The following is a 14335-nucleotide window of genomic DNA, read 5'->3' on the forward strand; positions in this document are numbered from 1 at the left end:
CGGGGAGGTAAGTTGTCAGCAGATCCTTAAAGTCATAGATTAATCTACAAGGAAAAGCACATGCTCGTTATTTGATCATGAGCGTTTTAGCATGAACTTATATAAATTATCTAAGTTCAGGTCCTTCATTTTTGGGTTCCTCATCGGTAATTTCTTCTATTTTAGGACCTATCTTTCTCATGTAAGGTAATGAGTCAATCGTTTTCATCATATGATCTCGAATCGCGTCCATATCGTTAACTGGAATATCGCTTGGAACATGTGAAAATACATATGTTTCATCATCATTTTCATACATGCCGTTAAGCATTTCCAATATACCTGATTTTGCTAAATATTTTGCTTCATGCATCGTAATCACTCTACCATCAGGAGGAATAAGTCCCATATCCCGATTTCTTTGATTAACTAACTCAAATTCTTCCTTAAGATAAGCATCGTGCTCTGCAAAACCTACTTTAACAGAGCAAACTCTTAGTTTATATCCTGGATTTTCAAAGCTTATTTCATGTAAAGGAGTCTTTATACTCGTCCAATTACATAATAATTGACCTGGAACTGTTAGAAGATGAATTTCTTTTACATCCTGTATTCCTAATCCAACATAGTTTTTACCAAAGTTTCTGATCATAGTAATTTCAATGTTTTTCGCTGCTGTTTCTAAAACGTCGGTAAGTCCTTGGAATTCAGTATGCATTTCAGTTTCTAAGTCAAAACGTTTTTTAAAACGTTTATAAAGTTCTTCGTGAGTCCCTAGTATCTCTTTTGGATTAACAAAATAAGGAGGTAAATTGGTCGTGACAATTGCTCCGGTGCTGGGAACAATGGTGCTCATGCTTGCATAAGTTCCACCAACTTGTAAAGAGGGGGTAAAAGAACCGAATTTGGTTGTGTTATTAAGAATAACATGCTCAGGAATGTTATAATGATTCTGTTTCTTTTTGCTGGGCGCACATAAAAACTTTTTCACTTTTAGAAAATGGGCTACTTCTTCATTGCTCATCCCTCTAAATATTAGATTTTTTTTATTTTCCTTTTCTAGATGCGCAACAAACTTTGGAAATGTATCATTTCTCGAATGCAAGTTTGTTTTATATACAGCTTTAAAATCACTTAAAATTGAACTTTGCCGAGTATTTATATAATCTAATACAACACTGGAGTAATCACCTCTACGAGGTTGCTTTACATGGCTAAAAAATTGTCGTGCTTTCATCAAGAACACTCCAACGATTTAAAATAATTGAATCCAGATTCTTTGATTATAATTATAGCACTCAGTATTAAAATCGCTCTTTATGTGGGTTGTATGTAGAGATTAAAAATTTAATAAATTATGAAAAATAAGATAAAACATAACCTTAGGAGAGGAAATGAAACAGCATGCGAAAGGATTTTTAACATTGGTTGCTGAGTCCAAAAAACGTATTAAAGAGATAACTCCCAAAGCATTAAAAGAAAAAATTGACCGCCATGAGCCGATGCATCTTATCGATGTGCGCGAGCTTAATGAATGGGATACAGGCTATATCCCAACTGCAATTCACTTAAGCAAAGGCGTTATTGAGCGAGATATTGAGAAGAAAATTCCGGATCTGAGTTCGCAAGTAATTGTTTATTGTAGTGGAGGCTTTCGATGTGCCCTGGTTGCAGAAAACTTACAAAAAATGGGTTATTCCAATGTATTATCGTTAGAAACCGGACTACAAGGCTGGCTTGATGAAGGATACTCCTTACAAAAATAGATAGGTTTGGGGTATTTTTACTTAGTGTGAATTCCAGGAAACGCTACTGTGGGCCTCTCTCACAATGAGAGAGGTTAAGTAATTCAAATATGATTATATCTTTCTAATTCGCTAATTGCTTAAAATTAATAGTATATTCGTTGTTCCAATGCCAATTGTTTTTCTGATTTGTTGCAATGACCAGGGATTTTACTTTTTTGATATCTAATTCGTTATTGTTCTTATAAAGTAATGAGAACTCAACTGTACTTTCAATAAGAGGCGAAAGAAGGAACGTTGATTTTGCCATGTTTGCAACAAGACGATACTGTCTTGTCGCACCATTATTTAGATACATAGTAATGTGTAATTGTTGTGGTTTAAAGACAATCGTTGCTAAAGCTCCCAGGATGTTAGGGGTTAACTCAATTTCAGCAAATAGTAATTGTGTTTCTGGTATTTCGACTTGCTCACCAAGAGAATAAGACTCTCTTTTTAATAAAATGATATTTTTTTTATGTTCATGTTTCTTCTTACGGAGGAATAGAAAATTATTGGTGGAGTGAATAGGTTGGTAATTAGTCAGTAGCAAGGGCCAACTTGCACCATCCTCCAAAGACGGGACTCGCTGATCAATCGGTTCAATCTTAAAAATGATGTTATCAGGTTTATGCTTTCCTTGAAGATGTTTGCTGTTGTCCGCAGCCAAATCTGGATTGAAAACAGAGTAGCTCTGAAAAATTGGGCGTGGTGCCCAAATATTTTGAGAGGATATTAAGTAGGTTTGATCGTATGAATAAATATCAGTAGTGCCTTGTAAAACAGGAAAATCAGCTTGATTACGTATGAAGTTCATAGTGAGCGCAAAGTTTTTTTCGAGCCAGGAAAAATCCTGTATTCTGTTTTTAAAGCCATGCCATGCTGAAGAATAAGTAGAGATGAAGTTATCCCGGAGTGATATGTTTGTATACTGACTATTAATGGAGAACCAAGCATTTAATGAAACAACAATGAGCAGATAGCTTGGCCAGGAGTTAATAATATGGGGTAAAAATAATGTTGCAAGAAAAACAGAAGTTCCAGGTATAAAGGCATGACCCAAATGGCGTGTAAAACCGGTTTTGAACGAAACGAATAAAAAAATAAAATACACGCTCAATAAAAATATTTTTAGAGTAACTGGCATTTGTTTGTTCAAAAAAATGGTTAAGAAAATTAACGAACAGGTAAGCAGATACAAAATGACTTCTTTCATATTTCCATCAGACGACATTGCTTCAGTAAATTCTGATGCGATAAAAAGTGAGCTGGTGAGGTAATCTGGTAAGGTAAGCAGAGATTGTCCCGCTGCTAGCCAAAATACGATGATTGTTATTGAAGGAGAAACAAGGCAAATCAATGCAAGTTTATTTTCATTATTGGCGAGAAAAAAAATGAAACAAAGAAACAGCATAAGAAGGCAAGTAATTAGCATTGACCCTTTGATTAACGCCAGTAAGCCAAATGGAGCGAAGAGATAAAAAGCAAACAATAAAAGATAATGGCCTGTAATCTTATGTTTTAACGACTTGATTTTTAAACTGCACAATCCTGCAAGCAATGGATAAGAAAGAAATAGAGAATCCCGTGAATAAATCATTCCTAAAAATGGCACGCAATAAATTAGAGCCAAATACCATTTATTTTTTTTCATTAGAAAAAGCAAGCACCCCCAGTAAGTGAGCGCTAAGTATAGACATCCTACAATCATCATCAGATCAGTAGCTGGATGATAAGCTTTTGTATAAAGTGATGAATAGGGACCCAAGGTAAATATTATTTCCTTACCAAAAGCCAATCCTTGAGCGACAGCTTGGTTTAATCCAAGTGCCCATGAAGGATCAATTCCTGGAGCTGGCATTTTGGGAGAAAGGGGGACAAAAGTACTTATGAGAGTAAGTAACAGCAACAATTGAGCCATAAAATCAAAGGGTTTATTTATTTTTTCAAGCAGTATCGTTGGTATGTTCCTCAATGTAGGTATCCATAATTTTAATTTTTTAGTAGTGTAGCTTGGGTGATATAATGGAACAACCCTCTCATCATGTGTATCTGGGTGAAAAGAAGTATAACCCGAGTTGGGACGTTATGTTCACATCCTGAATCCCTGGGTTACGCTTTTGTTGTACCAACCTACCAGATATTTACGTTTTCTATAACAGGAATGTCAGTCCTAAAGAAACTGTATTCGAAATGTCTGGAGTCGTGCTTGTATCTTCAATTGTTTTAAACGCACCATAATCATGTTCGTTTTCATACTCAACAAATAAACTTAGACCAGGTAAAAGTCGATAATAAGGTCTTACTGTATAACGCATCTGATTCAAACCACCGCCAATTTGAGCATTGACTACGGTTTTAGTAGCTAAAATACTGCGAATACCAGTTCTTATCAAAAAATTATTAATAATTTGCGTATCTCGCGATAGTTCAATATCAAATTTAACGCTGCCAGCATAAAAATAAGTTCTTATATCAGTATCAATGAAAAAAGGCATTAATCCTTCAAGACCTAGGCCTGCTTGCCAATAAGGTTTATTGGCTGGTTGATTAAAATAGTTCACTCCACCTTTAACCGCCCAAAACTGACTGATTAAATGCCAGTAAAATATATCAACATCCGCATTTTCAACTACACCCTTGTACATTTCTGCATCGTTAGTAAATAATTCTAATTTATTATAATCAGGACCATACATGCCCTTGTAAGTAAGACGTTGAGAGTTGTGTAATGGATCTGCCCCCACATCAAGAAGTGTTGCAAACCAAAATCCTGCACCATGAGCCATAGGGTGCTTTATCAAATTTAAATTTATCGGCTTAATTGATTCATCGACTCGAATAATGGGACGGTTATAATAAGCGGTATCTTTTTCAATGGCTTCTGGTTTAGCTTTACCTTCTGCTATGTTGATTATGGTTGTATACTGAAAGACCCGGTTCATTCCCGTCATCATATGGTAAAGCATATGACAATGGAAAAACCATTGGCCACTTGCATCAGTATCGACATCTGCAGTTATTGTGGCTCCCGGTGGAATATCTAGGGTATGCTTCAAAGGATCATAGGCATCCTTTCCGGTTCGTAAAATGAACCAATGACCATGAATATGCATTGGATGATGCATCATCGATGTATTAGTAAATACAAAACGATAACGTTTCCCGGGTTTCAACGGAATTGGTTTAGCCTTATATCCTGGCACACCATTGATGAACCAGATATATTGTCCCATATAGCCAAATAACTCCAAATTAATTACTCCTTCTACAGGTTTATTTGGATTATTGGTGGGAACTGCAGCAGTCAAATCACGATACTTTGTTTCCAGTGATGTCATATAAGATGAGTCAGAAGGGGATATTGTATCCTTAAATCGAGTTGGTTCAGTAGGCATTATCATGCTCATGGAATGATCCATGTTCATAGAGTGTGTTTGTTTCATTGAAGACTGTGATGTATTTTGTTTTTGTTGACTCATAGGTAGGCTACCATGATACATACCACCCATCATAATATTCATCATTTCTCTACTGACAGGGATAGGCTCCGGGAACTGTTTGACTTGACCGAAATCAACAGGTTGATTTGGTGCTGTTTTTAAAGCGCCATATGCATTTCCTACGGCGTCTTTTGATCCTGCGTAAATGATATAGGGTTTACTTTTTTCTATTTTTATTAAAACATCATAGGTTTCAGCAGGAGAAATCGTTAATTCTTTAGTCGAATAAGGTTTTACATCGTTTCCATCAGCTTGTACGACAATCATGTTAGAACCAGGTATTTTGATACGGAATATTGTGCTACTTCCAGCATCAATAAATCGCAGTCGAACAATATCACCTACTTTAACGGGTGCGCTCCATGGGGCGTCATTAGGATGTCCATTCATTAAAAAAGTATCGAAGGCAACATCACTTATATCATAAATACTCATGCGCATTTGCTGCATGCTTTTATAATCGGTAAGGAGACTTTGTCGTTCACTTTTAGATGCATTACGATAATCATGAATAAATTTTGCAAGTGATGGTTGTAGCGGAAAACGAGGAGAATAATAATCTCCGGATTTTTTTAGATTAGCTAAAACCTGGTCTGGTTTGGTATTAATCCAATCTGATAAAACGATTACGTAATCTTTAGTATAGGTATAACCGGGCGGTTTTTTAGAAGCAATCAAAAAAGCGCCATACAAACCTTGTTGCTCTTCCAAACCGGAATGTGCATGGTACCAATAAGTTCCAGATTGCTTTAAAGTAAATTGATAGCGAAAAAATCCGCCTGGCGGAATTTCAGTTTGTGCAACACCCTCCACCCCATCCATTTGCCAAGGTACCAACACACCATGCCAATGCAGAGCTGTGCCTTTATCAAGATGATTGTGCACATTAATAGTCACTTGATCGCCTTCTTTAAAACGTAATGTTGGCGCGGGGATTTGATTATTTACAGCAATCGCTTTGGTAGGTTTATTGGCAAAATATACAGTTTTATAACCAATTTCTAAATTAATAGTCTTGTGTGCTGCAAATGCAGAAAGTGAGAGCAATAATGGAATCAGGGATATAAAAACATGATATCTTTTAAATTGTGAATTATAGAAACCCATTTTGCCATCCTTTAATGCAGTTGCTTTGCTCCTATAGAATTAGACGTTTACAATATCATTTACATCAAAAGGAAAACAGTAGGGGCTTTGGATTGACACAAAGCATTAAATAGAAAAGAATGTTCGTTAATTAAGGTATATTTGAGTTTTAATTCTTATAATATTCTTGGTTTTGCACTGATTGGCTCTTCATCTAATCGAGTATGAATAAAAGATTCTTCGAGTTTATAGATTTTTTTAATTGCCGCAGCCTCAGTTATTGCCGCATTTGTAGACATTTCGATTTCTAAAGGAGATAGGTTCAAATGCCGCTGTAACCTGAATAAGGCTTGTGAAAAACTAGTTATTTGTCCATTACTTGCTTCTGCTAATGTTTTTCCTTGATACGCATTGTTGAGCATTGGGGCTGAGTATTGCTCTAATCTTTTTGCAATACTCATTGCTTGAAATGCTTGAAGAGATAAATTCCGTCCAACTAAATTAGTTTCACTTTGATATTTAAGTAATTCTTGATAAACATTTGCCAATAATAAATAACCTGCTGAGAGATAATATTTTGCGGCGATTTGCGCGTAAAAAATTATTTTTTCTGCAATCTGATCATCAAATTTATGGCTTAACAACTCTAATCCCCCTTTACATAAAGCATTTAATGCAAAAAAGCATCCATAATTACCGGAGGTCGCCAAAAACTCTTCCACATCATCATAAAACTGCTGTGTGTGTTCCATGTCCTTAAAAATTTTCCTATAATTTTCATACAGATAAAGTCCTTTTAGCAGATCAAAGCATGAAGAAACAGTAGGCATGGGTTGATATTCATGTACTGGTTCATGATTTAATACGGCATGTTCCTTGGGATTAGCACCACAAAGGCGCCACATGTCCTCCCAGTGAGATTTAAATTCAGGTGCTTTACATATAGCATCAATTTCGGTGTTATTGATAGCAAGCTTGAATAGCACTTCTTGATCTGCTTGTTCAATTATTTGATTAAAAAAATCAGGGTCTAATCGCTTTTTTAGACTTAATAACTTAATTTGTTGGAATTTTTCTTGATCATTTAACTCAAGAAATTTAGCTAATTGCATATTTTGATTCCAAATCGAATTGTTTGAAGAACACACAATATATTAATATTTTCCCTATACAAAATGAAGAACATAAGCGGCTTATGTTCTTATCTCAGTAATTAATTGTACACCCTGTTCCTCTTTTTCTATAGTAGCCTTAGATGTTTTCTCAGCATGGACAGATGAAACGAAGATATCCGCATCTTTTGTTGTTCTTCGTGGGCCAAGCCAGGACAAGAGTTGTTGTTTCGATTTAGTTGAAACAGCGTGGCTCTCTGTTTTCAATGCTAGATGTCCATGTCCTTTAATTTCAATGATTTGATCCAGTTTATGTTTCGTTAAAAGAGCTTGAATCATTGAATGTGATGCACCACAAGTACTTGCTTTTCTTGCATTTAACAAGTCTTCTACGAAACTTGCAGCCACTTTTTCTTCAACGCCCGCCTTTTCTAAATATTTAATGATTAAATATTGGCTATCCATGTTCGCATTAATGCTGTTTGGGTTAAGGCCTCGCAAAAAATTATAACACTTGATTTGTGCTCTGGAAGGAGGCATTGATCCAGGACCTACATCACCTCCAATGTTTTCTGATTGGAGCCATTTCCAGGTAGCATTCATATATTCTTTTTCTCGAACTGCCATGGCGGCTGCACCAAAGAAAATTACTTTTTTATCAGGTGAGCATACATTAAGTACCATATTATTTTTATCATACACAAGTGATAGATCGTCTTCGATTTCCTTGCAAATGCCTCGCATAAGATTATCATCTTGTCCAACAGAGTAAATTAATTGGTCACATTCAATAGATAATGCTTTCGTTTTTTTCTTAGCAGTTGTAGCAATGGATCTATCGGTTATAAATAATAATAATAATTTTCCATTTTTTTGAGGTTCAATTTTTATTAATTCAGCATGCATTAATTCTCCACGTGATTGTGCAGAGGATAATGCAGTAGTAGCAAGTTTACCCGTTCCGGCTTTATCAAATTGCCTTGCTATCCAGATAACAGAGTTTTGTTGATTGGTTTCATCAAACTCCATATCTTCAGTTCGTTTATCATGGCCAAAAAATCCTTTTCTATAGCATGCCGCAGCAGTTCCCCCACCTCCGTAGATCACTATTTTTCTTGGTGCCTTAGCATGTTCCTCTGTATCCGTTAAAATAAATTGATTACCATCCACAATCGGTGTGAATCCTTTCTTAAGATCCAATTTGTTTAAGCAATCGAATTCAGCTGATGAGAGTAGGGAGCCTGAAATGATATTTCGTGCAGGCCCAAGACCTGTACAAATTTTCAGTTCGTTTGCATAGATATTTTTTGCTCCATTAGGTATTTTCACAACCAAGCGATATTCCTGATCTGGAGACTCCCAATCACCTAAATGATTACTTCTTTTTTCAACCCTTAATACAGTGGCACGTAACAAAGGAGCTTCAGTAAAGCCAAGATTCACCTGATTTGCCTGGTAGACATGACGACCATTAGCATGAGGATTTTTTTGATAATAATCTGTTGGCAAATAAATGGATGGGTTTTCTTTACATTCTGTTCGCTCAAGAATGCTGTGAGGTTGAGCGAGTGTGTAATCATGTTTCCAATTACCTGGATCTGCACCGATGATTAAAATTGGAGGAAGTTCCCCCTGAGCTAATTGTGCTTGGCTGGTTCCATGATATTCTTTATATTGTTCAAGCCAAAGAGTAGTACCAGTATCACCTGAACCAATGATAATTTGTGGGACCACTGCAAATTCCTTATGTGTTAACACCTGCAAAATACTACCACTGATTTGCTGTACTTTTTCTTGAGCCATTTCAAGGCGATCATAACCTTTTGTTACTTTGGTTAAATCATCTTCAACTGATGGTTCTACAGCGGTTTTGTGAATTGTCCCAACATCGTTCTTTCCCCTTTCGCTACTGATAAAGTTATCTATAATCTCTTCCTTTAGCGTGATTTTATAATCATATACATTATTGTAAGTTGTAATTGCTTTTTTGAGTATTTGAACGCATTGTTCTGGTGTATAGGCTTCTTTAAAAATGTGTTTATTTTGCTGGATTTGCTCAATAAGCAGATCAAAATTAGCTATTAAATCTTGAGTGGTACGGATTAAATTATGATTTAGTAACGTACAAATATAGTTTATCTCGTTTTGCCTAATGTCTTTAGGAATTGAGCTTTTACCCATTGTTCACCTCACCGGGCTGTTTAAAACTTGCGCATATAGCGAATAACTGTATCAAAAAAGTATTAAGAAAATATTAATTAGACAGGGTGGTTGCTTATTTTTCTTTTGATAAATGGAATATCTCAGCAAAGAAACACTTAAAAAATTGGCATTTAAAATTCATCTTGAATAAGATAAGACTAAATTTCTAAGATAATAGTTATAAAATGTCACGAACTGAACGATTATTGGACTTGATTCAGATATTAAGACGGCACCGTTTTCCAGTAAGTGGATTATTGCTTGCCCAGGAGTTAGGAATTAGCCTCCGTACTTTGTATCGAGATATTTCGATGTTGAAAGGACAGGGCGCTCCAATTGAAGGGGAGGCTGGCATGGGGTATATGCTGCGACCAGGATTTAACCTTCCCCCGCTTATGTTTACTACCGATGAAATTGAAGCTATAGTTCTTGGATCACGCTGGGTCGCGGATCGAACAGACACTCAGCTCAAATTTGCTGCACAGAATGCACTGGCTAAAATCGCAGCGGTACTTCCCAATGAATTACGTGAACAATTAGAAATTTCTGGACTTCTTATTGCTCCAGGAAAGGTCGCCGAAGGTAAAGATTCTGATTTAATTTTAATTAGAAAAGCAATACGACTGGAAAAAAAACTACAATTGATCTATCAAGATGTAAATGTACGCTCTTCCGAACGGATTATTTGGCCATTAGCACTGGGTTTTTTTGACCAAGTCCGTATTCTTATTGCATGGTGCGAACTAAGACAAGATTTTCGACATTTTCGAACAGATCGTATTATTGAATTAAATCTAACAGAAATAGGTTATCCTGAACGCCGTCAATCTCTTTTAAAAAAATGGAAGGCAACTCTTGCTGAAAGTAAGTCTCAATAAACGTTCAGGCTCCTTGTTTTTGTTAATATAAAGGAGAGAAGGGCGAGTGTTGATTTATTGTTCTTAAGGAATACGATAAAACTATTCTAATTAATAACATATGAGAGAAGATTTAGATTGGGACTCATTTGAACTTACATCCGACGAATTAAAAATTATTAAAGAAATCAGTATGAAGAGACGTTTCTCTACTGACAAAAACTGTCACTAGTTTCGATTACACTTGTAACCTCTCTAATAAATTGGCAAAGAATTATGACTAAAAATTGGCTGGCAGTTGCTTGTGCAGAACATGTTCGTTTGGGTAAACAAAAAGGAATTATGCAAGTATGTCATGGTAAACGTGCTCCTCTAGCTCGGATACATCCAAATGACGTTGTTATCTATTACTCACCAACAGTTAGTTTTAAAGGTAAAGACAGATTGCGTTCATTTACAGCAATCGGAGTTGTAAATTCCGGGGAACCGTATCAAGTTGAAATGAGTCAAGACTTTCATCCTTTTCGACGCAATGTACAGTGGGCGAGGGCGCTTGAAATACCCATTGCTCCCTTAATTCATAATCTTGATTTTACAAAGAATAATAAAAATTGGGGTTATCAGTTGCGGTATGGATTAATTCCAATAAGTGAACACGATAAATCAATTATTGATGCTGCTATGCAGGCTCAATGGTTATAAATTGAAGAGAGAACGCATTATGATACAAAATACGCCACAACTTATTAAAGTCGAAGCTTTTACCGTAATGGGATTGAGTGTGCGAACCCAAAATTCCAATGAGTTTAACCCCCAAACAGCAAAAATTCCGGAACTTTGGCAACGATTTTATACATTACAAATTCCCGCGCAAAAATCTGACTCACCGATTTATGGGGTATATTCTGATTATGAATCAGATAGTAAAGGGCTTTATACAGTTACCGCTGGAGTTGAGCTTAATAATTCGGCAATAATAAATCATTTTGATACTGTTAGTATCAAAAAAGGGAATTATCTTGTTTTTAAAAACTCAGGACCTATGCCTAAAGCAATTATCGAAACCTGGCAAGCAATTTGGGAATATTTTGAAACTGAATCTAATGTTCTCAGAGCGTATGAGACCGATTTTGAGGTGTATACGGGACAAGAGCAATGCGCTATTTACATTGGCGTTAAATACTCTTAAAACTTAGGTTCATGATTTAAATAATTCGTATATCGCCTTGCTGCAGTGAAACAATAACCGGAAAAATATCATGGTTCTATTTCACTGCATAAAGCATTACTTGGATACTATGCAATTGTTCGGATAATACCACCATCTACACGAATACTCGCTCCATTGGTAGCAGAAGATAATGGACTGCATAAGAATACTACCATATTGGCAATTTCTTCAGGAGTAGAAAATCGTTTGATTAGTGAGGTTGGTCTTAAATCGTCAAAAATATCTTTCTCAATCTGTTTCGTTGATTTATTTTGTTGCTTTCCAAGGTCGCTTACAAATTGGCTAATACCTTCGCTGCTGGTAGGGCCGGGGAGAACTGAATTGACTGTGACATTAGTTCCTTTTGTTGTCTCCGCCATACCTCGCGCAATGGCAAGCTGTGCCGTTTTACTCATGCCATAATGCACCATTTCTTTAGGAATTTGTACCGCTGATTCACTTGAAATAAATATGATTCTGCCCCAGTTTTGCTTTAGCATAGGGGTTATATAATGACGACTTAATCGAACGCCGCTCATTACATTGACCTCAAACATATGTAACCATTCTTCATCTGAAATATCAACAAAGGGCTTGGTGTTGTAAATACCAGCATTATTGACAAGAATTTCTACTGTGGGTATTTGCTTGATTAAAGCTTCTGTTTCACTTTTTTGACTTAAATCAGCAGGTGCTGCAATCAAAATGGCTTCGGGATTGTGTACTTTTATTTGTTGCATTGCCTCATTTACTCTATCCTTGGTTCGGCCATTAATTACAACAGTTGCGCCTTCCTGTGCTAATATTTGCGCGATTGCGAAACCAATTCCTGCAGTGGAGCCCGTCACTAATGCAGTTTTACCTTTAAGTTTTAGATCCATGATTTATTCCCTGAAATCAATCAGTTTAAATGAAAGAAACCTATTTATAGGTTTAATCATGCAGCTTAGCAAATTTTTTTTAATTTTTAATCTTTTTTATAATTAATTCTTCTTATAGAAGAATGATGTTTGGAAGAAAGATACCTAGGATAAGTCAATACTTGCAATAGAATCACTGGCAGAAGGTTCATTCGGAATGTCATTCTCTGAAGCCCCGTTAGCAATTTCTTTATTACTATTATTGTTTTTCATTGTATTTAGTTGATTTTTCATATTTTCTTGCAACGACTTTCGTGAAGAGAGTTCCCATCCCGCATTAAATGTAGCCCAGCCACGGGATGTCAGATCCGATTTAATGTCTATCTTTCCAGCGGATACTACAGATAATGTTGCTGAAACTAGATCGGCGACTGTACCTGCAAAGATCTTTATTAATCCTTTTAAAATTTTTAATTCTGGGAATTCAACTGCAAGCTTATTTTTAAGTTTTTCGTATTGCTCGCGGCTTTTATCTGTCTGAGTTTCAGGACTGATTGCCATCGAAGTAGTCCTAACAGTGGTTTCCAACAACAAACGTTTACCACTAACCTCCTGACCTTGTTGCTTTTTTATTTCTTCTAAAACATTTATTCCTTGTTTAAGGACTTCTAATTTAGGAGAAGCTTCTTGCTGTTCTCCTTCTGCTTGTTTTTGTTTTTTGATCTGCTCATCTAGCTCCGTCTCACATTCTTGTATCCGTTGTGCTAACAAATTTTCGACACGTTGGTGAGGGCAATTAAAGTCTCTCCATTCAATGAGCCATGCTTTTTGGGGATCATCTTTTAGTTGTTTATAATTTGCATTGACATAAGCATCAACCGAGTTCCATATGAGATTTATATGATGATTTATACCTCGGCCTTTAACCATGGTTGGTGCAGCATGTAATGCTTGCTCGAATTCTTCACGACTCATTGGGATTTTTTCCATTCCAGCCCGTACTTCTTTTTCGGTTAATGGTTGAAAGGATTTTATTAAGTTGTAATAAGCAGAGGCTACTCCACCTCGATCAATTGCGTCTTTACAACTGAAGTTGATGCTGTTGGGTTTTAATGACTCTATAATATAGTTCGGTAGTTCATATTTAACAAAATGAAACCATACTGCCTGGTGTTGCGCTTCAGACAATTCAGTATGATCTGGATTTATTACGGCATCAAAGCTCTTATCAATTAGTTTTTTTAGAATTCTAGCTTCAGCTTCAGGTGAATACCTGCCATCTTCCTTAAATATTTTTTCACGAATTCGTTTGCTGATGTGGAAGTCTTTTATTTTCATTAACCCAGGAGGAGTGTAGTCTCGGTTTGCAATCAAGGTTTTGGCTTGCTCATCACTAAGATGCAATGAGGCGTGTTGTTGCTTGTTAATATCGTTTAGATTTTTCTCAAATTGATGAAAGTCCTTAATAGGTAGTTCTTTGGACTCACCATTTGAGTCAATATAATACAGTTTTTTATTGTTGTTAACATCATTACAATATATATAACTTCCTGTATATTCATTAAGATCTTTAGGTAATTCAGATTTTAAATGGAGATTATACCCCTCAGACTCTTGCGCGATCCGTAAAAACTCTTCTTTTAGATCTGTAGGTTTATATTGGGGTTTAGTATCCGCATATGCATCTTGACTCATCAACCCCTTATCTGCAGGAAGCGTAATAACAGCTATATTTTTATGTT

At 36.0% G+C, this 14335-nt stretch carries 11 protein-coding genes; 4 read left to right on the forward strand and 7 right to left on the reverse strand.

Features of this window, described 5'->3' with window-relative positions:
- Nucleotides 1-106 precede the first annotated feature (106 nt).
- On the reverse strand, nt 107-1216 hold the full coding sequence (locus tag BW930_RS09325; RefSeq protein WP_058468919.1) for a hypothetical protein: 1110 nt from the start codon (nt 1214-1216) through the stop codon (nt 107-109).
- Between the two features lie 157 nt (nt 1217-1373).
- On the opposite strand from BW930_RS09325, the gene BW930_RS09330 reads away from it, so the two are divergent.
- Nucleotides 1374-1745, forward strand: a complete 372-nt coding sequence (locus tag BW930_RS09330; RefSeq protein ID WP_058468918.1) for a rhodanese-like domain-containing protein — start codon at nt 1374-1376, stop codon at nt 1743-1745.
- 103 nt (nt 1746-1848) lie between these two features.
- Here BW930_RS09330 and BW930_RS09335 read toward each other — a convergent pair whose 3' ends face one another.
- The 4 genes from BW930_RS09335 to BW930_RS09350 form a co-directional block, all read right to left on the reverse strand.
- Nucleotides 1849-3738 (reverse strand): hypothetical protein, encoded by a 1890-nt coding sequence (locus BW930_RS09335; protein WP_238587899.1) that lies wholly within the window; start codon nt 3736-3738, stop codon nt 1849-1851.
- A gap of 178 nt (nt 3739-3916) precedes the next feature.
- Nucleotides 3917-6373 carry a multicopper oxidase domain-containing protein gene (locus tag BW930_RS09340; protein WP_058468916.1) on the reverse strand — a complete coding sequence of 819 codons (2457 nt, stop codon included), beginning with the start codon at nt 6371-6373 and terminating at the stop codon, nt 3917-3919.
- Between the two features lie 155 nt (nt 6374-6528).
- Complete coding sequence (locus BW930_RS09345; protein WP_064276567.1) at nt 6529-7464, reverse strand: DUF5630 domain-containing protein; 936 nt, start codon at nt 7462-7464, stop codon at nt 6529-6531.
- Nucleotides 7465-7545: 81 nt separating this feature from the next.
- Nucleotides 7546-9645, reverse strand: coding sequence for a hypothetical protein (locus BW930_RS09350; protein WP_058468915.1), 2100 nt, complete (start codon nt 9643-9645; stop codon nt 7546-7548).
- A gap of 206 nt (nt 9646-9851) precedes the next feature.
- Between BW930_RS09350 and BW930_RS09355 the strand changes: the two genes are divergently transcribed.
- From BW930_RS09355 to BW930_RS09365, 3 genes are all read left to right on the forward strand, one after another.
- Complete coding sequence (locus tag BW930_RS09355; RefSeq protein WP_058468914.1) at nt 9852-10544, forward strand: helix-turn-helix transcriptional regulator; 693 nt, start codon at nt 9852-9854, stop codon at nt 10542-10544.
- Between the two features lie 255 nt (nt 10545-10799).
- Nucleotides 10800-11225: an EVE domain-containing protein gene (locus BW930_RS09360; protein ID WP_058468913.1), complete on the forward strand. Its 426-nt coding sequence runs from the start codon at nt 10800-10802 to the stop codon at nt 11223-11225.
- Nucleotides 11226-11244: 19 nt separating this feature from the next.
- On the forward strand, nt 11245-11712 hold the full coding sequence (locus tag BW930_RS09365) for a GyrI-like domain-containing protein (protein ID WP_058468912.1): 468 nt from the start codon (nt 11245-11247) through the stop codon (nt 11710-11712).
- Between the two features lie 107 nt (nt 11713-11819).
- Here BW930_RS09365 and BW930_RS09370 read toward each other — a convergent pair whose 3' ends face one another.
- On the reverse strand, nt 11820-12614 hold the full coding sequence (locus BW930_RS09370) for an SDR family NAD(P)-dependent oxidoreductase (RefSeq protein WP_058468911.1): 795 nt from the start codon (nt 12612-12614) through the stop codon (nt 11820-11822).
- Between the two features lie 144 nt (nt 12615-12758).
- Nucleotides 12759-14288 (reverse strand): hypothetical protein, encoded by a 1530-nt coding sequence (locus tag BW930_RS09375; RefSeq protein WP_058468910.1) that lies wholly within the window; start codon nt 14286-14288, stop codon nt 12759-12761.
- Nucleotides 14289-14335 lie beyond the last annotated feature (47 nt).

It is taken from the genome of Fluoribacter gormanii, from assembly GCF_900156395.1.
In the GTDB taxonomy this organism is placed as follows: domain Bacteria; phylum Pseudomonadota; class Gammaproteobacteria; order Legionellales; family Legionellaceae; genus Legionella; species Legionella gormanii.

What these genes read in the sequence shown, in the direction of transcription:
- BW930_RS09325 (WP_058468919.1), bottom strand. Translation starts at nt 1,216, where the DNA reads ATGAAAGCACGACAATTTTTTAGCCATGTAAAGCAACCTCGTAGAGGT.
- BW930_RS09330 (WP_058468918.1), top strand. Translation starts at nt 1,374, where the DNA reads ATGAAACAGCATGCGAAAGGATTTTTAACATTGGTTGCTGAGTCCAAA.
- BW930_RS09340 (WP_058468916.1), bottom strand. Translation starts at nt 6,373, where the DNA reads ATGGGTTTCTATAATTCACAATTTAAAAGATATCATGTTTTTATATCC.
- BW930_RS09345 (WP_064276567.1), bottom strand. Translation starts at nt 7,464, where the DNA reads ATGCAATTAGCTAAATTTCTTGAGTTAAATGATCAAGAAAAATTCCAA.
- BW930_RS09350 (WP_058468915.1), bottom strand. Translation starts at nt 9,645, where the DNA reads ATGGGTAAAAGCTCAATTCCTAAAGACATTAGGCAAAACGAGATAAAC.
- BW930_RS09355 (WP_058468914.1), top strand. Translation starts at nt 9,852, where the DNA reads ATGTCACGAACTGAACGATTATTGGACTTGATTCAGATATTAAGACGG.
- BW930_RS09360 (WP_058468913.1), top strand. Translation starts at nt 10,800, where the DNA reads ATGACTAAAAATTGGCTGGCAGTTGCTTGTGCAGAACATGTTCGTTTG.
- BW930_RS09365 (WP_058468912.1), top strand. Translation starts at nt 11,245, where the DNA reads ATGATACAAAATACGCCACAACTTATTAAAGTCGAAGCTTTTACCGTA.
- BW930_RS09370 (WP_058468911.1), bottom strand. Translation starts at nt 12,614, where the DNA reads ATGGATCTAAAACTTAAAGGTAAAACTGCATTAGTGACGGGCTCCACT.
- BW930_RS09375 (WP_058468910.1), bottom strand. Translation starts at nt 14,288, where the DNA reads ATGAGTCAAGATGCATATGCGGATACTAAACCCCAATATAAACCTACA.